Here is a 16,428-nt window from a genome sequence, read left to right on the forward strand (position 1 = left end):
TTGTCCCGCATCAACCGTCACGGCGCCGCCGGGTCAAGGCCCCGCTTGCCCCGGGGCCCGCCTCGCCCGATATCGGCCCCAACCGGGAAGGGCGGCATGGACGAGGACGGATTCGATCTCTGGGACCTCCGGGTGGAGGTGGTGGCGCCGCCCGGCGCGAAGCTCTGGTGCGGCGCCGTCCCCGGCGACCATTTCGAGCTGCGCGGGGAGATGCTGCACCTGCCCCCCGGCCAGGGCTTCTCGATCTACTCCCTCGCCGCCGTCCTGCCCCTGCTGGCCGCGAAGCAGCGCATGACCCACCCCGCGGACTGGATGAGCACGGATGCCGAGGTCGCCTGCCCCGACCCCAACTGCCCCTCCCGCCTGCGCATCACCCGCCTCGCGAAGCGCCGCTTCCGCCATGCCGACACCACCGCGGTGCCGATGAAGGAGTCGCCCCAGTGACCGTCGAACGGACCGAGCTTTCCCCGGGCTATTCCATCGCCCGCCTGCTGCGCGGCGGCTGGCAGCTGGCCGGCGGCCATGGGGATATCGAACAGCCCCGCGCCATCGCCGACATGCGCGCCTTCCTCGACGCCGGCGTCACCACCTTCGATTGCGCCGACATCTACACGGGCGTGGAGGCGATGATCGGCGAATTCCGCGCCACCCTGCCCGCCGAGGATCGCGCCCGCCTGCAGGTCCACACCAAATTCGTCCCGGACTGGTCGGACCTGCCGCGCGTGGATTTCGACTATGTCGAGCGCATCATCGACCGCTCGCTGCTGCGCCTGAAGGCGGAGCGGCTGGACCTGGTGCAGTTCCACTGGTGGAACTACGCCGTGCCCGGCCAGGTGGAGACCGCGCTGCACCTCCGCGAACTCCAGCTGCGCGGCAAGATCCACAACATCGGCGGCACCAATTTCGACACGCCCAGCACCGCGGCGATGATCGAGGCCGGCGTGCCCCTCGTCTCCATGCAGGTGCAGTATTCGCTGCTGGATCGCCGCCCGGCCGGGCTGCTGGCGGGCCTCGCCGCCGATAGCGGCCTCCGCTTCCTCTGCTACGGAACCGTCGCCGGCGGCTTTCTCTCCTCCCGCTGGCTGAGCCAGCCCGCGCCGGCCGAACCGCTGGCCAACCGCAGCCTGGTCAAATACCGCCTGATCATCGAGGAGTTCGGCGGCTGGGACGCCTTCCAGGCGCTGCTGCGGCTGCTGGACGGCATCGCGCGGAAGCACGGCGTCTCCATCACCGCCGTCGCCACGCGCTGGGTGCTGGACCAGCCCCATGTCGCCGGCGCCATCGTCGGCGCCCGCTACGCCGAACACCTGCCCGACAACCTCGCCGTCTTCCGCTTCGCGCTGGATGCCGGGGACCGCGCCGCGATCGACGCGCTGCTGGCCCAGCACCCCGGCCCGGGCGGGGATACCTACACGCTGGAACGGGACCGCGACGGCCCCCATGGCAGGATCATGAAGTATGACCTCAACAAGGAATGAGGCCTGCGCGGCGGAGATCGTCGCGCTGCACCAGGTCTTCGAATCCTGGCTCGGCGCCCCCGGCACCGGCGACTTCACGCGCTTCGAGGCCGCCTTCGCCCCCGGCTTCCAGATGGTGCTGCCCTCCGGCGCCCGCTTCGACCGCGCCGGCATCCTGGATTTTCTCCGCAACGCCCGCGCCGTCCGCGGCCCGGGCTTCCGCATCGCGGTGGAGGATATCGCGACCGTCCACGAATCACCCGGCCTCACCCTGATGCATTATGTGGAGCGCCAGTGGTTCGGCACCCAGGAAACCGCCCGCCGCGCGAGCGCCCTGTTCGACACCACCGCCACCCCGCCGCGATGGCTCTTCGTGCAGGAAACCTGGGTCACGCCGCCGGCCTGACCGCCCGATCACGGCGCCGCGATTGACCCGGGGCGGCGCGGCATGGTTACGGTGCTGGCATGGTCAGTGCCGCCGCCGACTACGCCCTTCTCTTCGCCGCGATCCTGGTCGTCGCCTATCTGCTGCCGGCCAGCGTCTTCCACCTGGTCGCGCGGATCGCCCCGCCCGCCAGCCGCATCCAGCAGCGCGCGCCCCGGCCGGGCCAGGTGCGGCGGGAAGTGCTGATGTCGCTGCGGGCGGTCGCCATCTTCGCGCTCTACGGCCTCGGCCTGCTCGCCGCCTATCGCGCCGGCTGGACGGCGCTGGACCCGGACTGGTCCGCCTGGCCCTGGTGGTGGCCGGCGGTGGGCTTCCTGGCCGCCATCATCCTGCACGACACCTGGTTCTACTGGGTGCACCGCGCCATGCACGCGAAGCGTCTCTTCGGCTGGATGCATGCGCAGCACCACCGCTCCGTCACGCCCACGCCCTGGTCCATCCTGGCCTTCGACGTGGCGGAAACCATCCCGCAATTCGGCATCTTCGTCGTGCTGGTCATGCTGGTGCCGATGCACCCGGCGGTGCTCGGCGCCTACCTGCTGTTCGACAGCATGGTGAATGCCGCCGGGCATTGCGGGCATGAGATCATCCCCGACCACCAGCGCACCCACTGGCTGCTGCGCTACACCAATGCCGTGACGCATCACGACCTGCACCATTCGCGATTCGACTGCAACTACGCGCAGTACTTCAACATCTGGGACCGGCTCTGCGGCACCTTCCGCGACCGCGATGCCCCGCCCGCCGCGGCGGCGCCATCCGCGGTGCCGCAAACCCGCCGCGAAGCCTGGACAAGTCCGGCCTGACTCGGGCATTCCGGTAACCAATCAGCCATACACCCGGGGGGCTCACCGATCATGTCCTTTGCCCGTCGCGCGGCGCTTGCCGCCGCCGTCGCCGCTGCCGCGCTGGCCGCCCAGCCCGCTTCGGCGCAGGCGCCGTCCTGCACCCACAATGTCGGCATGGTCGTCTCGCTCACCGGCCCCGCCGGCCGCTTCGGCCAGGCCGCGGCCAAGTCCGTCGAGCTCGCCTTCAATGAGCTGAATGCCGCCGCCGGCGCCACCGGCATCGCCGGCTGCCGCCTCGGCTTCGACCTGCGCGACGCGCAGTCCCAGGGCAGCGTCGCGGTGGACCAGGCGCGGCAGCTCGTGGACCTTCGCCGCACCCCCGCCATCATCGGCGGCATCATCTCCTCCGTCTCCATTCCCATCGTCACCTCCGTGACGGGCCCGGCCGGCGTGGTGCAGATCTCACCCGCCTCCTCCTCGCCCACCCTGACCCGCATGGCGGTGGAGGGGCAGACCCGCGGCTGGTTCTTCCGCACCATCACCAGCGATGCGCTGCAGGGCACGGCCGCCGCGCGCTACGCCATCGACCAGGGCCTGCGGCGCCTCGCCATCATCCACGTCAACAACGATTTCGGCGTGAACATGGTGAACGAGTTCCGCCGCGCCTATGTCGCGCTCGGCGGCACCATCGTCTCCACCACCCCCTACAACCAGGGCCAGGCGAGCTACGCGCCGGAAGTCACCAACGCGCTCCGCGGCGATCCGCCCGCCCTCTACCTCGTCAGCTATCCCGGGGACGGCACGACCATCGCGCGGACCTGGATCCAGCAGGGCGGCCCCGCCACCTTCCTGCTGAATGACGGCATGAACAGCGCCGATTTCATCCGCGATGTCGGCCCGCGCTTCCTGAACAACGCCTTCGGCACCTCCTCCGGCACCGTCGCCACGCCCTCCACCGAATACTTCGCCCGCGCCTATCCGCCCATGTCCGGCGGCTTCGGCGCCGGCGCCCCGGCCGCGGACCGCGCCTTCGATGCCGCGGCCATCCTGGGCCTGGCCATCGCCAAGGCGGGGCGGTTCGAGGCCGCGGCCATCCGCGACGCCATCCGCCAGGTGACGGCCCCCGGCGGCACGGAAATCCATGCCGGGCCCGAAGGCTTCGCCCGCGGCCTGGAACTGATCCGCGCCGGCCAGGCCATCCGCTACATCGGCGTCATCGGCCCCGTCGAATTCGACGCCAATGGCGACATCACCGGCCCCTTCCGCAAGTGGCGCATCCAGAACGGAGAGATCACCACCGTCGGCCAGATGACGGTGGAGGAAGTGCAGGCCGTGCAGCGCCAACTGCCGCCGCGCTGAACCGCCCCCGCGCCGGCCCCGCCCGGGGCCGGCGTCAACCGCTTCTTTCCAACCCCCGCCACACTCTCCGCGCAGCCTGACCACGCCGAGCCAGCGGAGCGCCCCGTGACCCCAACCCCGCCCCCCGCCCTGACCCCCGAACAGCAGGAGGAAGCGCGGCGCCAGGCCGAGGCCCATGGCGCCGCGCCCCTCGGCGATGCGCTGGAAGCCACGGCCCACGCCGCGGACCTGGCGACGGACGGCACGATCGGCGCCGTGGTGGATGCCGCCGGCAGCGTCCTCGGCGCCACCGTCGATGTCGCCAAGGCGGGGATCGAGGCCATCGGCGGCCTGTTCGGGGCGCTCGGCGACCTCTGACCGGCGCCACGGCGCGCGCGGACCCTGAAGGACACTGGACCATGCCCCATCGCCCGCGCCCGCCCCGCACCCTCCTCGCCCCCGGCCTGCCCGCCAGCCGCATCGTCACCGGCCTCTGGCAGGTGGCGGACCAGGAACGCGATGGCCGCAGCCTGGACTACGCCGCCGCCGCCGCCGCCATGGCGGACTACGCCGATGCCGGCTTCGACAGCTTCGACATGGCCGACCACTACGGCGGCGCCGAGGAAATCTTCGCCAAGTTCCGCGCCCTCGGCGGCAACGCCGCCGTCTTCACCAAATGGGTGCCCACCCCGGGGCCGATGACGCGCGAGGTGGTGCGCGAGGGCGTCGGCCGCAGCATCCAGCGCCTCGGCTGCATCCCGGACCTCATGCAGTTCCACTGGTGGTCCTTCCGCCACCCCGCCTGGCTCGACGCGCTGCGGGAGATGGCGGCGATGCGCGCCGAAGGCACGCTGAAGCACATCGGCGTCACGAACTTCGATACCGACCACCTCCGCGTCGCCGTGAAGAACGGCATCCCCATCGCCACCAACCAGGTCAGCTTCTCGCTGCTCGACCGCCGCGCCGCCGGCGCGCTCTCCGACTTCTGCCTGGCCAACGGCGTGAAGATCCTGGCCTACGGCACGCTCGGCGGCGGCTTCCTCTCCGAACGCTGGCTCGGCCAGGACGAACCGGCCGAAGCCGACATCACCGACTGGTCCAAGATGAAGTACCGCCGCTTCATCGGGGCCATGGGCGGCTGGCCCGCCTTCCAGCGCCTGCTGCGCGAAGCCGACGCCATCGCGACGAAGCACGGCGTCTCCCTCAGCAACGTCGCCACGCGCTGGTCCCTGCAACACCCCGCCGTCGGCGCCGTCATCCTCGGCGCGCGCCTGACGGAAGCCGAACACCGCGCCGACAACCTCCGCCTCTTCTCCTTCACCCTCGACGAGGACGACCAGGCGCGCCTCCGCCACGCCTTCGGCGAAACCCAGCCCATCCCCGGCGATTGCGGTGACGAATACCGCAAGCCGCCCTTCCTCACCGCCTCCGGCGACCTCAGCCACCACCTCGACAGCCTGCCGAAGATCTACACCGCCACCGAATTCGCCCCCGGGCGGCTCCGCGTGGACAGCGGCAGCATCTGGGAGGAATCCTGCGGCTACAGCCGCGCCGTGCGCGTCGGGCAGCGCATCCTCGTCAGCGGCACCACCGCCACCCACACCGACGGCAGCATCGTCTGCCCCGGCGACGCCGGCGGCCAGGCCATCTACATCCTCGACAAGATCGCCGCCGCCATCGAAACCCTCGGCGGCACCATGGACGACGTCATCCAGACCCGCGTCTGGCTGCGCGACGCCAACGACTGGGAAAGCGTCGGCCGCGTCCACGGCCGCGTCTTCGCCACCGCCCGCCCCGCCAACACCCTGCTCGAAGTCGCCCGCCTCGTCGGCCCGTACGCGGTGGAGATCGAAGCGGAAGCGGTGGTGGGGTAGGGGGCGCGCTTGTGGCCCGGGGAAAGGGCTCCGCCCCTTCCCCGTACCCCTTCCCCGCAAAGGGCCAGCGGGCCCTTTGAACCCATGAGATTGGTCGGTGAAGGGAGGGGCATGGCGCGCGCGCCGAACAGGCGGTCGTTCGGTGCCCCTCCCTTCACCGACCAATAACCTCGCGGTCCAGGGTCCCGTTGGACCCTGGCGGGGGAGAGGTCTGGAGAGGGGCGAGAAGCCCCTCTCCAGGAGCCACCAGAAGCCCCTACGCCATCACAGCAGCCCGCGTCCGATCCCCCCGTCCACGGCGACGGACTGGCCGACCACGTAGCCGCTGCGGGGCGAGGCGAGGAAGGTGGCGACGTCGGCGATTTCCTCCGCGGCGCCGAAGCGGCCGAGGGGGATGTCGGCGGCGAAGCGGGTCAGGATGGCCTCGGGCGTGGTGCCTTCGGCCTTCGCCATGGTGGCGGCGCGGTTGCGCCAGAGGCGGGTGATGGTGCGGCCCGGCGAGACGGCGTTGACGCGGATGCCTTCGGGGATGAGTTCGGCGGCCAGCGTCTTCACCAGCGCGATGTGTCCGGCCTTGTGGACGTTGGAGACGATCTGTTCGGCGTAGGGCATGCGGGCGCCGGCGGCGCCGAACAGCACCACGCGGGCGCCGCCGGCGCGGCGGAGTGCGGGCAGCAGGCCGCGCACGACGCGGACGGTGGCCAGGATGTTGAATTCCCAGTTGTGCCGCCATTGCTCGTCGGTCAGGGCCTCGAAGGCGGACCGGTGGCTGCCGCCGACGGCCATGACGAGGATGTCGAGCTTCTGGTGCCGCTCTTCCCAGCTCCGCACGAGGGTATCGACGGAGGCGGCGTCGGTCGCGTCGCAGGGCAGGTGGTCCAGGCCGTGGGCGGCCGCGACCTCGGCGAGGGCGGTGGCGTCGCGGGAGGCGATGGTGACGCGCGCGCCGTCCTCCGCGAGGGCCTTGGCGGTGGCGAGGCCGATGCCGTCGCTGCCGCCGACGACGAGGGCGAGGTCGTCCCTGATGCGCAGATCCATGCCTGGAGTCCCATCCCGTGAAGGGCCGGCAGGGTTGCGCGGGCGGGGGGGCGCGGCAAGCCGGCAACGGCCCCTGGCGCGGCACGTTGCCTCCCCGCTGCGGAGGCGCGTGGGATGCGGTGGTGGCTGGGCCTGGTGCTGTCGGCGGTGGCGGGCTTCGTGGATGCGGTGGGCTGGATCGCCTTCGGGGGAGTCTTCGTGGCCTTCATGAGCGGCAACACGACCAGGCTGGGGGTGGAGGCGGTGCGGGGCGATGGGGTGGCGGCCTGGCAGGCCGCGCAGCCCGTCCTGGCCTTCGTGGCGGGCGCGGTAGCGGGGGCCTGGGCAAGGCGCGCGGGCGGCCTGGCCGGGCTGCTGGCGGCGGAGGCCGCGCTGCTGGCCATGGCGGCGGCCATGGTGGCGGCGTCCGGCGCCGCGGTGCTGCCGCTGGCGCTGGCGATGGGGATGCAGAACCTGGCGCGGCAGGCGGCCGGCCCGGCGCAGCTGGGCGGCACCTTCATCACCGGCACGCTGGTCGGGCTGGCCCAGGCGCTGGCGGCGGGCGAATGGCGCGGGGCGGGGGCGCAGGCGGCGGCCTGGCTGGCGCTGCTGGCGGGCATCCTGGCGGGTGCGCTCGCCATGGGCGCGGGCGCGGCGCCCGCCTTGGCGGGGGTGGCGCTGCTGCTGCTGGTCCTGGCCGGAACCGCCGCCCTGCTGCGGGGTTGAGGCGCCAGCGCCAGAAGGAACCTGCCCATGCCCCGCGGCGACAAGTCGAAATACACCGGCAAGCAGAAGCGCATGGCCGCGCATATCGAGGAAGGCTACGAGGCCCGCGGCGTGCCGCCGGAGGAAGCCGAGGCCCGCGCCTGGGCGACGGTCAACAAGCAGACCGGCGGCGGCAACCTCTCGGGCTCCGGCCGCGGCGTGCCGGATACCAACGTCTCCGCGAAGCGCGGCGGCAGGAAAGGTGGTGCCGCGGCGGCGGCGCGCACGGCGGAGGAGCGCAGCGCCTCCGCCCGCAAGGGCGCGGAGACGCGGCGCCGGAACGCGGCGGCGAAGCGGCACTGACCATGCGCCCGCTTCTCCTCGCCCTGCTGCTGGCCGTGCCGGTGGCGGCGGCCGCCCAGGCGCCGCCCCGGGTGGAGCGCCCGGCCCAGCCCCCGCCCCGCGGCGGCGGTCCGACCGGCAACGACACCATCGAGGGTCCGGTCCAGCCGCGCATTCCCCGCGGCGTGCTGCGCCCGCCCGGCAATATCGACCCCGAGATCCGCGTGCCCGGCCCGCCGCCCCGCACGACGACGCCGGTGATCCCGCCGCCCGTGAACCCGGACGGCACGGCGCGGCCGCGCTGAACGCGGCGGGCGGTTCCGCGTTGGGGTTGCATGACGAACCCCAGCAGGATCGCCCCCGCCATGTCCGACCCGGCCCCCGACTCGCCGCCCGAACTGCCGGGCCTGCCGCCGCTGGCGCCCGGCACGCCCCCGCCGGACGAGACGCCGCCGCCGATCCCCCAGCTGCCCGGCCTGCCGCAGGTGGAGCCCGGCCCCGCACCGGCCGCGCCGCCCGCGGAGCCCCTGGCGCCGCCGCCCCAGCCCCCGCCGGGCTTCCCCGCGCCTGGCCGTGGCGACCCGGTGCCCGATCCCAGCCCGGGGCCGGAGGTGCCGGGGCCGGGTGGCCCGATGGAGGTGCCGGACATCTCCCCGGAATCGCCGGGCATCATCCGTCCGATGATGGGCGCCGCTCGCTGTCCCTGGGCGTCAGCCCGTAGCGGCTGACCAGCGCCCAGACATGGGCGGGGACCATGGATTTCACGCGGCGCGGTTCCTCCCGCCGCAGATGGATGATGGTCTCCACCGCCTTCATCTCGACCCGGGCGCGGGCGAATTCCAGCCCGCGCGGCCCGATCCGGGGCATCAGCCAGCCGACGATCGGGCGCAGCCAATCCGGCATGCGGCGCAGCGGCAGGCCGCCGGCCGCGCGTTCGGTGTTCGCGAGAAACCCCTTCACCGCGCCATCGCGCTTGCCCGCGCTGCCGGGCGTGCTGGTCACGACCTCATCGCCCAGCAGCGCCAGCAATTCCTCGCCGCGCGCATTGCGCACCAGCAGCCACTGTTCCCCCTGGCCGCCCATGTAGCCCACGGTGATGTCGGCCAGCACATTGGTGTAGTCCACGCAGGTGCGGCAGGTGAGGGGAAAGAAGTCGCCCGGCAGCTGGCTGATCGGCAGCTGGAGGAAGGGGATTTCCCGGATCCGCCCATCCGCGAAGCGCAGCTCCACATGGAAATCGGCGCGGAATTCCAGGTAGGTGATGGTCTCCGGCTGCTCGTCCAGCAGCGCCAGGAACCGATGGAAGTTCTCGGTGGTCGTGTTGTCCGAACACGGCGTGCCGATGACGAAGAGGCGCTCGAAGCCGAGTTCGCGCTCCAGCGCCCGCAGCGCATAGACCTGGCAGGGGATGCCGATGATCGCCAGGCGCTTGTGGCCGGCCGCGCGGGCGGGTGCCAGCAGCACCAGCAGCGGCGCGTAGCCCATGCGCATGCCGCGGCAGCGCGCCATGTCCTCCGCCCGCGTGACCAGCACGGGCATGGGCTTCCAGGAATCGGCGGGGTCCGGCGCCATGGCCAGCACGGCGTCCACGGCGCCGGTTTCCAGCAGCCGTTCGGCGATGCGCGTGGTGATGCCGGTCCATTGCGCGCCGGGCGCGGGCTTCGCGAGCCGCGCGCGCAGCATCCGGCGATGCGGCCCGAAATGCAGCTCATCCGGCCGCGCGGGGTCGCGCGCCCGGCCATGCACCTGGGCTTCCAGCGCGGGGTAGTCCGGCCTGATGAACTGGCAGGCGCGGCCGCAGGCCTTGGGGTCGGGGCCGCGGGAGATGCCGCAATCCGTGCAGAGGCCGCGCGGCGCGGCCGGCCCGATCACGGGTGTCTCTATCCCCGGCATGCGCTTCCCCCAGCCATCGTCGCGAAGGCTAGGGGAAGCGCGGAGCGCTTGCTACACGCCCTCGCAGCCCAGCCGCTTCAGCGTGGCATCCACCCAGGACCGGTCCACGGTGCCGGCCTCGATCTGCGCCATCTGCTTCTGCTCGGCGGCCTGCTTCGCCTCCGTCGCGGCCAGCACCTTTTCCGCATCGTCGAAGCCGATGGCGACGAAGCCGTCATCGTCGCCCAGGATCATGTCGCCGGGCTCGATCACCATGCCGTCGATGGCGATGGCGACGTTGATCTCGCCGGGGCCGTCCTTGTAGGGCCCGCGATGCGTGACGCCGGCGGCGAAGACCGGGAAATCCTGCTGGGCGAGGGCGCCCGAATCGCGGATCGCGCCGTTGATGACGATGCCGGCCAGGCCGCGCTTGACCATCTGCGCCAGCATCAGCTCCCCGATGATGGCATTCGTCAGGTCGCCGCCGGCGTCCACCACCACCACATCGCCGGGGTTCGCGATGTCGATGGCCTTGTGGACCATCAGGTTGTCGCCCGGCCGCGTCTTCACCGTGAAGGCCGGCCCGGCCATGACGCCGCCCTTGTGCATCGGCCGGATGCGCGGCCCGCCCGCGAAGATCCGCGACATGCTGTCGCTGACATTGGCGACGGGCAGGGGCTTGAAGCGCTCCACGATGGCGGGGGAGACGGCGCGGCTGCGGGGCAGGATGCGGAAACCGGCGGGCATGGGGATCTCCAGGCTGGGATGCCCCGGCCTACAGGCGGCGCCTTTCCCCGGCAAGGTGCCCCCGGCCGGGTGGCCGCGCGCGGCCTTGTCATGCCGCCTTCCGCCGCGCTCGCGCGATGAAGCCTGTCGAACCACGACGGGAGCATCGCCATGGCCAGCATCATCCGCAGCGCCTCCGCCCATTGGACCGGGGGCGGCAAGGACGGCACCGGGCACATCTCCTCCGCCAGCGGCGTGCTGAAGGAAGCGCCCTACGGCTTCAACGCCCGCTTCGGCGATGGCCGCGGCACCAACCCGGAGGAGCTGGTCGGCGCCGCCCATGCCGGCTGCTTCACCATGGCGCTGGCCTTCCGCCTGGCCAAGGAAGGCCTGGCGGCGGAGAGCCTGGACACAACCGCCCGCGTCGCCATGGAGCAGGAGGGCGAGGGCTTCCGCATCACCCGCGTCGCGCTGACGCTGCGCGCGAAAGTCCCCGGCACGGACGAGGCCACCTTCAAGGCGCTTGCCGAGGAAGCCAAGGCCGGCTGCCCCGTCTCCAAGCTGCTGAAGGCCGAGATCACGCTGGAGACGCATTTCGAGGCGTGAGGGGCAGGGAAGGCCGCCGTCACGCGATCCGCGTGGGCAGCGGCCTTCCCGCCATCGCCGCCGCGACATTCTCCCGCATCAGCCGGCCCATGTCCTTGCGCGTCTCGATGCTGCCGCTGGCCGCATGGGGCTGCAGCAGCACATGGGGGAAGGTCAGGAATTCCGGGTCGATATTCGGCTCGTTCAGGAAGACGTCGAGCCCCGCCGCGCCGATCCGGCCCTGGCGCAGCGCCTCCAGCAGCGCGGCCTCATCCACCACCGTGCCGCGGGAGACGTTCACGAAGATGACGCCGGGGGCCAGCGCCTCGATCGCCGCGCGATCGACCAGCCCGCGCGTCGCCGCGCCGCCCGCCGCCGCCACGCAGAGCACATCGACATGCGGCGCCATCGCCGCCGGGGTCGGGTACCAGGCATAGGGCACGTCCTTCCGCGCCCGCGCGCTGTAGGCGACGGGCATGCCGAATCCCTCCGCCCGCCTGGCGATGGCGGAACCGATCCGCCCGAGCCCCACGATGCCGAACCGCTTGCCGGAGACCCGCGTGGTCAGGGCCATCGGACCCTGCTTCGCCCAGTTCCCGCTCCGCACCCAGGCATCGCCATCCCGCACGCGCCGCGCCGCGCCCAGCATCAGCAGGATGGCGAAATCGGCCACCTCCTCCGTCAGCACATCCGGCGTATTGGTCACGGGAATGCCGCGCGCGCGGGCCGCCTCCAGGTCGATGGCATCCACGCCGACCCCGTAGCAGGCGATGATCCTCGTCCTCGGCAGCGAATCCATCAGCGCCGCATCCGCGCCGATCTCGCCCTTGGTGACGATGGCGACGGTGCTGTCCCGCGCCTCCGCCAGCATCGCGGCCTTGTCCGCCGCCCGCCAGTAATGGAACACGTGGAAATCGGCTTCCAGCGCCGCCACGTCCCATTCCGGCAGCTCGCCCACCAGCAGCAACCCCGGCTTGTCCGACATCCGATTTCCCCCCAACGTCACCCCCATCAAGGGCAGGAGGCGTCGATGGCGCAAGGGTTGTTCGACCTCAAGGGGCGACGGATTCTGATCACGGGCTCCAGCCGCGGCATCGGCTTCGCCCTCGCCCGCGGCCTCGGCCAGGCCGGCGGCTCCATCATCCTCAACGGCCGCGACCCCAAGGCGCTGGGAGAGGCCGCGCGGACCCTGGCGGCGGAGGGAATCGACGTGGCCGAGGCCGGCTTCGACGTGACGGACCCGCATGCGCTGGATGCGGCGGTGGAGGAGCTGGAGACGCGCCTCGGCCCCATCGAGGTGCTGGTCAACAACGCCGGCATCAACCGCCGATTCCCCGCCACCGAGGTGACGCCCGAGACCTTCCGCGAGGTCCAGTCCGTCAATGTGGAGGCCGTGTTCTTCATGGCCCAGGCCTGCGCGCGGCGGATGCTGAAGCGCGGCCACGGCAAGATCGTGAACATCGCGAGCGTGCAGTCCGAACTCGGCCGCGCCACCATCACGCCCTATGCCGCCAGCAAGGGCGCGGTGCGGACCATGACGCGCTCGCTCTGCGCCGAATGGGCCAAGGGCGGCGTGCAGGTGAACGCCATCGCGCCCGGCTACTTCGCCACCGAACTCACCAAGGTGCTGGTGGAGGACGCGGCCTTCACGGATTGGCTGTGCAAGCGCGTGCCCGCCGGCCGCTGGGGCAAGGTGGAGGAGCTGGTCGGCGCCGCCATCTTCCTCTCCTCCGCCGCCTCGGACTTCGTCAACGGCCACCTGCTCTATGTCGATGGCGGCATGACCGCGGTGGTGTGATCCGAAGCCCTCTCTCCCCAATGGGGGAGAGGGTTGGGTGAGGGGGGCAGCGCCGCCTAGGAAGCGCCTGCCCCCGCCTGCGCCGCCAGGCGCCGGTACCGCTCCCGCGCCGCCTCCAGATGCCCGCGCATCGCATCCCGCGCGCGCGCCTCGTCGCCCGCGGCGATCGCCTCCGCCACCAGCCGGTGCTCCCGCCGCACCTGTTCCAGATAGGCGCGGCGCTCCGCCTCGCTCCGCTCCACCAGGCCCAGCGCCCGGCGGGGAATCGCGTGGCGGCCCAGCACCTCCAGCAGCCGCAGGAAATGCGGGTTGGCGGTGGCGGCGAAGATGGCGCGGTGCAGCGCGAAATCGGCCTCCGCCCCATCGCTGCCGGATGCCATGGCGGTGTCGAAGGCGGCCTCGGCCTCCTGGATCGCGGTGAGCGACGCCGCATCCCGCCGCAGCGCCGCCAGCCCCGCCGCCTCCACCTCCAGCGCCAGGCGCAGTTCCAGCACCTGGATGACCTGCTGCAGCCCCTCCGCCTCGCTCGGCGTCAGGCGGAAGATGCCCTCGCCGGGCCGGTCGCTGACGAAGGCGCCGACCCCCTGGCGGGTGAAGACCAGCCCTTCGGCCCGCAGCGCGGCCACGGCTTCCCGCACCACGGTGCGGCTGACGCCGGCTTCGCGCATCAGGTCCTGTTCGGTCGGCAGGCGGGCGCCGGGCGGCAGGCGGCCGCTGCGGATCTCCTCCGCCAGGCGATGCACGAGCGCGCCTGTCAGGTTGGCGGGAGAGCGCAGCGGCGCCATGCCGATGCCGCGGCCGCTCATGGCTGGACACCCCGGAGGGGGCAGGGAGGATCGGTCATCATATGACCTGACAACGCTAGGGCGCGGCCCGCCGCCCGTCAATTCAGGCGGCGCCCTCCGCCACCACCCCCGCCTCCTCGGCGGAGATCAGCCGCCCCTCGAACCACAGCGCCGCGCAGACGCGGGACATGGCCCGCCCGTCATGGCCGATGCCCGCGACGGGGAGGAGCTTCCAGGCGCAATCGATCCCGCGCCGCTTCGCCTCCGCCCGCCCGGCCTCCAGGTAGAAATGCGCGCGGGCGAAGCGGTGCGGGCCCTGGGCCAGCGCCTCGGGGTTGGAGGGGAGGGAGGGCCCGACCTCCGTATCCCGGTCCCCGGCCAGGATGGTCAGCGGGAAGCGCAGCAGCGCCTCCACCTCCCGGTCCGAAAGCCTGATGCCGCCCATCCCCTCCGGAAAGGCCTTCTCCAGCGTCGGCAGCGTGTACCAGCCGGGATTGCCGACGGTGGCGGCTTCCAGCAGGTCATGCGGCTGGGTGGACATCAGCCGGTGGCCGAATTGGCCGCCGGCGCTGTGGCCGAAGAAATGCGCCTTCGCGCGGCGCGTCACGCCGGCATCCCGCAGCGCCTGGAACACCCGCAGCGGGATGCCATAGGCCCAGGCGGCGCGCGGCCGCACCGCCCCCGCCTCATCCAGCACCAGGCCGTTGTTGTAGGGGCCGGCACCGGGCCAGGCGGCATTGCCGAAGGTGGTGGCGACGATCAGCAGGCCGTGCCGGTCCGCCGCCTCCACCCAGAAATCGCGGTAGTCGTCGCCGTTGCGCAGCATGCCGTGGCTGACCAGCACCACCGGGCTGTCCGGCGTGAAGCCGGGCGCGCGGTAGGTGTGCAGCGTCAGCGGCCGCGCCAGGTCGCAATCGGCATCCGCCCAAGGGATGGCGGCGCGGCCCGGGGCGGACAGGGCCTGGGCGAGGGGGGTCTTCATTCCGGCATGATCTCCTGCGCCAGGGTCGTCTGGTCCATCCGGCCCTCGAACTTCAACCCGCGGCGGAAGGCCCAGACCGCGCTCTCGAAATGGATGGGCAGCACCGGCATCTGCTCCAGCGCCCGGCGCGACGCGGCCTGAAGCAGCCGGTTGCGCCCGGCGTCGTCCATCGTCGTCAGCGCCGGGATGGCATCCGCGTCGAAGGCCGGGTCGGACCAGCCGCTGTAGTTGCTGGTGCCGATGCCGCGGTCGCGGTCCAGGCTCGCGACCCAGATGCGGAAGAACAGCAGCGTCTCCTCCGCGCTGGCGGACCAGCCGCCCATGGGGACGGAGAAGTCGCGCCGCGCCCGCCGCGTGAAGAAGACGTTGGAGGGCATGGCATCCACCTCCGCCCGCACGCCGATGCGCGTGAAATACTGGCCGAGCGCCTGGGCGATCCGCGCATCGTTCACATAGCGGTTGTTGGTGGCGTGGATGGTGAGCGTGAAGCCGTTGGGGTAGCCGGCCTCCGCCAGCAGGGCGCGGGCGCGGGCGGGATCGTAGGGCAGCACGGGCAGGCCCGGGATGGTGCCCGTCATGCCATCCGGCAGGAACTGCGCCGCCGGCACTGCCAGCCCATCCATCACCCGCTGCACGATGGCGTTGCGGTCGATCGCCATCGACAGCGCCTGCCGCACCCGCACATCCCGCAGCGGATTCGGGCCTACGCCCCCGTTCACGAAGGGCGCGGCCTCCCGCTGGTCCAGCTGAAGAAAGATCAGCCGCGTGGTGGGCGCGACCGCGAGCCGCATGGCCGCATTCCCCCGCAGCCGGGGGATATCGGCGGTGGAGGGTGCTTCCACCACGTCATGGTCGCCGGCCAGCAGCCCCGCCAGGCGAGGCCCCGCCGCCGTCACGGGCTGCAGCCGCACCTCCGCCCAAGGCGGCTTCGGGCCCCAGTAAGCTTCGTGCCTGACCAGCTCCGTCACCCCGCCGCGGCCGAAGGCGCGCAGCCGGAAGGGCCCGGTGCCGATGGCGGCGCTGCCATCGTTGAACTGCGCGAGCGTCGGCCAGGGCCCCTCCTTCGGCCCGCAGCCATCCGCGCCGTCATAGGCCACGGCCCGCGGCGCCACCGTGCTGGCGCTGATGATGCGGATGCTGCCGAGGTCGGAGGGCAGCAGCGGCTCCGGCTCCCGCGTCGTGATCACGATGCGGTGCGGCGTCTCCGTCTCCACCCGCGCCAGGCGGCGGATGGTGGAGGAGAAGGAGGAGGCCAGCTCGCTCTCGTTGTTCACGATCCGGCAGAAGGAGAAATGCACATCCGCCGCGGTGAAGGCCGCGCCGTTGTGGAAGCGCACGCCCTGCCGCAGCTCGAACACCCAGCGCCGGTCGTCCCGCCGCGACCAGCCGGTGGCGAGCGAAGGCCCCGCCTTCAGCCGGGCATCCAGCTCCACCAGGCTTTCGAAGACATGGTCATGCAGGGTGGAATTGGGCGCGGCCGCGTAATGCTGCGGGTCGGCCGAGGTCGGCTCCGCCGCCATCGCGATCCGCAGCGTCTGTGCCTCCGCCGGGGCCCCCGCGGGCGCCGCCGCCGCCATGGCGAGGAGCCCCGCCATCATCATCCGCCGCATCGCCACCGCCTCCCCGTCCATGAGGGGGGATCATGATCCCCGCACGGCCCGGCGCAACCCGGGCGCAGACGCCGGGCCGCAAAGCCGTTATCCCTGCGGTCACG

Annotated in this window: 20 protein-coding genes; 13 read left to right on the top strand and 7 right to left on the bottom strand. The window is 72.4% G+C overall.

Annotated elements, in window-relative coordinates:
• Positions 1–96: 96 nt before the first annotated feature.
• From JJI54_RS25575 to JJI54_RS25605, 7 genes are all read left to right on the top strand, one after another.
• Positions 97–444 (top strand): TIGR04076 family protein, encoded by a 348-nt coding sequence (locus JJI54_RS25575; protein ID WP_203076245.1) that lies wholly within the window; start codon positions 97–99, stop codon positions 442–444.
• Positions 441–1,478 carry an aldo/keto reductase gene (locus JJI54_RS25580; protein ID WP_203076246.1) on the top strand — a complete coding sequence of 346 codons (1,038 nt, stop codon included), beginning with the start codon at positions 441–443 and terminating at the stop codon, positions 1,476–1,478. The genes JJI54_RS25575 and JJI54_RS25580 overlap by 4 nt, the downstream gene beginning before the upstream one ends.
• Complete coding sequence (locus tag JJI54_RS25585) at positions 1,459–1,863, top strand: DUF4440 domain-containing protein (RefSeq protein WP_203076247.1); 405 nt, start codon at positions 1,459–1,461, stop codon at positions 1,861–1,863. The genes JJI54_RS25580 and JJI54_RS25585 overlap by 20 nt, the downstream gene beginning before the upstream one ends.
• 59 nt (positions 1,864–1,922) lie before the next feature.
• A complete protein-coding gene (locus tag JJI54_RS25590; protein ID WP_203076248.1) occupies positions 1,923–2,708 on the top strand; it encodes a sterol desaturase family protein in 786 nt (261 codons plus the stop codon).
• Positions 2,709–2,759: 51 nt separating this feature from the next.
• On the top strand, positions 2,760–4,049 hold the full coding sequence (locus JJI54_RS25595; RefSeq protein WP_203076249.1) for an ABC transporter substrate-binding protein: 1,290 nt from the start codon (positions 2,760–2,762) through the stop codon (positions 4,047–4,049).
• A 105-nt stretch (positions 4,050–4,154) separates the two neighbouring features.
• Positions 4,155–4,406, top strand: a complete 252-nt coding sequence (locus JJI54_RS25600) for a hypothetical protein (RefSeq protein ID WP_203076250.1) — start codon at positions 4,155–4,157, stop codon at positions 4,404–4,406.
• 41 nt (positions 4,407–4,447) lie between these two features.
• Positions 4,448–5,902 carry an aldo/keto reductase gene (locus JJI54_RS25605; RefSeq protein WP_203076251.1) on the top strand — a complete coding sequence of 485 codons (1,455 nt, stop codon included), beginning with the start codon at positions 4,448–4,450 and terminating at the stop codon, positions 5,900–5,902.
• Between the two features lie 264 nt (positions 5,903–6,166).
• Here the strand turns inward: JJI54_RS25605 and JJI54_RS25610 are convergent, their stop codons facing one another.
• Complete coding sequence (locus JJI54_RS25610; protein WP_203076252.1) at positions 6,167–6,940, bottom strand: SDR family oxidoreductase; 774 nt, start codon at positions 6,938–6,940, stop codon at positions 6,167–6,169.
• A 114-nt stretch (positions 6,941–7,054) separates the two neighbouring features.
• Between JJI54_RS25610 and JJI54_RS25615 the strand changes: the two genes are divergently transcribed.
• From JJI54_RS25615 to JJI54_RS25630, 4 genes are read left to right on the top strand one after another with little or no spacing between them, the layout of a single operon-like run.
• Positions 7,055–7,645 (top strand): DUF1275 family protein, encoded by a 591-nt coding sequence (locus tag JJI54_RS25615; RefSeq protein ID WP_203076253.1) that lies wholly within the window; start codon positions 7,055–7,057, stop codon positions 7,643–7,645.
• A gap of 27 nt (positions 7,646–7,672) precedes the next feature.
• Entirely contained in the window at positions 7,673–7,987 is a 315-nt protein-coding gene (locus JJI54_RS25620; RefSeq protein ID WP_203076254.1) for a plasmid stabilization protein, read from the top strand.
• A 2-nt stretch (positions 7,988–7,989) separates the two neighbouring features.
• The gene (locus JJI54_RS25625; protein ID WP_203076255.1) at positions 7,990–8,271 is read left to right on the top strand and encodes a hypothetical protein; all 282 of its coding nucleotides are present in this window, start codon (positions 7,990–7,992) and stop codon (positions 8,269–8,271) included.
• A gap of 60 nt (positions 8,272–8,331) precedes the next feature.
• On the top strand, positions 8,332–8,694 hold the full coding sequence (locus JJI54_RS25630) for a hypothetical protein (RefSeq protein ID WP_203076256.1): 363 nt from the start codon (positions 8,332–8,334) through the stop codon (positions 8,692–8,694).
• Here JJI54_RS25630 and JJI54_RS25635 read toward each other — a convergent pair.
• On the bottom strand, positions 8,636–9,838 hold the full coding sequence (locus JJI54_RS25635; protein WP_318987584.1) for a Coenzyme F420 hydrogenase/dehydrogenase, beta subunit C-terminal domain: 1,203 nt from the start codon (positions 9,836–9,838) through the stop codon (positions 8,636–8,638). The two genes, JJI54_RS25630 and JJI54_RS25635, sit on opposite strands and share 59 nt — an antisense overlap.
• 72 nt (positions 9,839–9,910) lie before the next feature.
• Positions 9,911–10,585 (bottom strand): RraA family protein, encoded by a 675-nt coding sequence (locus JJI54_RS25640; RefSeq protein WP_203076258.1) that lies wholly within the window; start codon positions 10,583–10,585, stop codon positions 9,911–9,913.
• 150 nt (positions 10,586–10,735) lie between these two features.
• Between JJI54_RS25640 and JJI54_RS25645 the strand changes: the two genes are divergently transcribed.
• Entirely contained in the window at positions 10,736–11,170 is a 435-nt protein-coding gene (locus JJI54_RS25645; RefSeq protein WP_203076259.1) for an OsmC family protein, read from the top strand.
• Between the two features lie 19 nt (positions 11,171–11,189).
• Here the strand turns inward: JJI54_RS25645 and JJI54_RS25650 are convergent, their stop codons facing one another.
• Entirely contained in the window at positions 11,190–12,134 is a 945-nt protein-coding gene (locus JJI54_RS25650; protein ID WP_226382112.1) for a 2-hydroxyacid dehydrogenase, read from the bottom strand.
• A 45-nt stretch (positions 12,135–12,179) separates the two neighbouring features.
• Here JJI54_RS25650 and JJI54_RS25655 point away from each other — a divergent pair, with 45 nt between their 5' ends.
• Entirely contained in the window at positions 12,180–12,947 is a 768-nt protein-coding gene (locus JJI54_RS25655; RefSeq protein WP_203076260.1) for an SDR family oxidoreductase, read from the top strand.
• Positions 12,948–13,003: 56 nt separating this feature from the next.
• On the opposite strand, the gene JJI54_RS25660 is transcribed toward JJI54_RS25655, so the two are convergent.
• The 3 genes from JJI54_RS25660 to JJI54_RS25670 form a co-directional block, all read right to left on the bottom strand.
• A complete protein-coding gene (locus JJI54_RS25660; RefSeq protein WP_203076261.1) occupies positions 13,004–13,753 on the bottom strand; it encodes a FadR/GntR family transcriptional regulator in 750 nt (249 codons plus the stop codon).
• 82 nt (positions 13,754–13,835) lie between these two features.
• Positions 13,836–14,714 carry an alpha/beta hydrolase gene (locus JJI54_RS25665; RefSeq protein ID WP_203076262.1) on the bottom strand — a complete coding sequence of 293 codons (879 nt, stop codon included), beginning with the start codon at positions 14,712–14,714 and terminating at the stop codon, positions 13,836–13,838.
• On the bottom strand, positions 14,711–16,345 hold the full coding sequence (locus tag JJI54_RS25670; protein WP_203076263.1) for an ABC transporter substrate-binding protein: 1,635 nt from the start codon (positions 16,343–16,345) through the stop codon (positions 14,711–14,713). The genes JJI54_RS25665 and JJI54_RS25670 overlap by 4 nt, the downstream gene beginning before the upstream one ends.
• Positions 16,346–16,428 lie beyond the last annotated feature (83 nt).

The organism is Falsiroseomonas ponticola, assembly GCF_016805305.1.
Classification (GTDB): domain Bacteria; phylum Pseudomonadota; class Alphaproteobacteria; order Acetobacterales; family Acetobacteraceae; genus Falsiroseomonas; species Falsiroseomonas ponticola.

Bases quoted from the DNA above. Each gene is read 5' to 3' on its own strand.
- JJI54_RS25585 (WP_203076247.1), top strand. From the start codon at position 1,459: ATGACCTCAACAAGGAATGAGGCCTGCGCGGCGGAGATCGTCGCGCTG.
- JJI54_RS25575 (WP_203076245.1), top strand. From the start codon at position 97: ATGGACGAGGACGGATTCGATCTCTGGGACCTCCGGGTGGAGGTGGTG.
- JJI54_RS25625 (WP_203076255.1), top strand. From the start codon at position 7,990: ATGCGCCCGCTTCTCCTCGCCCTGCTGCTGGCCGTGCCGGTGGCGGCG.
- JJI54_RS25630 (WP_203076256.1), top strand. From the start codon at position 8,332: ATGTCCGACCCGGCCCCCGACTCGCCGCCCGAACTGCCGGGCCTGCCG.
- JJI54_RS25615 (WP_203076253.1), top strand. From the start codon at position 7,055: ATGCGGTGGTGGCTGGGCCTGGTGCTGTCGGCGGTGGCGGGCTTCGTG.
- JJI54_RS25670 (WP_203076263.1), bottom strand. From the start codon at position 16,345: ATGGACGGGGAGGCGGTGGCGATGCGGCGGATGATGATGGCGGGGCTC.
- JJI54_RS25660 (WP_203076261.1), bottom strand. From the start codon at position 13,753: ATGAGCGGCCGCGGCATCGGCATGGCGCCGCTGCGCTCTCCCGCCAAC.
- JJI54_RS25610 (WP_203076252.1), bottom strand. From the start codon at position 6,940: ATGGATCTGCGCATCAGGGACGACCTCGCCCTCGTCGTCGGCGGCAGC.
- JJI54_RS25640 (WP_203076258.1), bottom strand. From the start codon at position 10,585: ATGCCCGCCGGTTTCCGCATCCTGCCCCGCAGCCGCGCCGTCTCCCCC.
- JJI54_RS25620 (WP_203076254.1), top strand. From the start codon at position 7,673: ATGCCCCGCGGCGACAAGTCGAAATACACCGGCAAGCAGAAGCGCATG.
- JJI54_RS25665 (WP_203076262.1), bottom strand. From the start codon at position 14,714: ATGAAGACCCCCCTCGCCCAGGCCCTGTCCGCCCCGGGCCGCGCCGCC.
- JJI54_RS25590 (WP_203076248.1), top strand. From the start codon at position 1,923: ATGGTCAGTGCCGCCGCCGACTACGCCCTTCTCTTCGCCGCGATCCTG.
- JJI54_RS25605 (WP_203076251.1), top strand. From the start codon at position 4,448: ATGCCCCATCGCCCGCGCCCGCCCCGCACCCTCCTCGCCCCCGGCCTG.
- JJI54_RS25645 (WP_203076259.1), top strand. From the start codon at position 10,736: ATGGCCAGCATCATCCGCAGCGCCTCCGCCCATTGGACCGGGGGCGGC.
- JJI54_RS25595 (WP_203076249.1), top strand. From the start codon at position 2,760: ATGTCCTTTGCCCGTCGCGCGGCGCTTGCCGCCGCCGTCGCCGCTGCC.
- JJI54_RS25650 (WP_226382112.1), bottom strand. From the start codon at position 12,134: ATGTCGGACAAGCCGGGGTTGCTGCTGGTGGGCGAGCTGCCGGAATGG.
- JJI54_RS25655 (WP_203076260.1), top strand. From the start codon at position 12,180: ATGGCGCAAGGGTTGTTCGACCTCAAGGGGCGACGGATTCTGATCACG.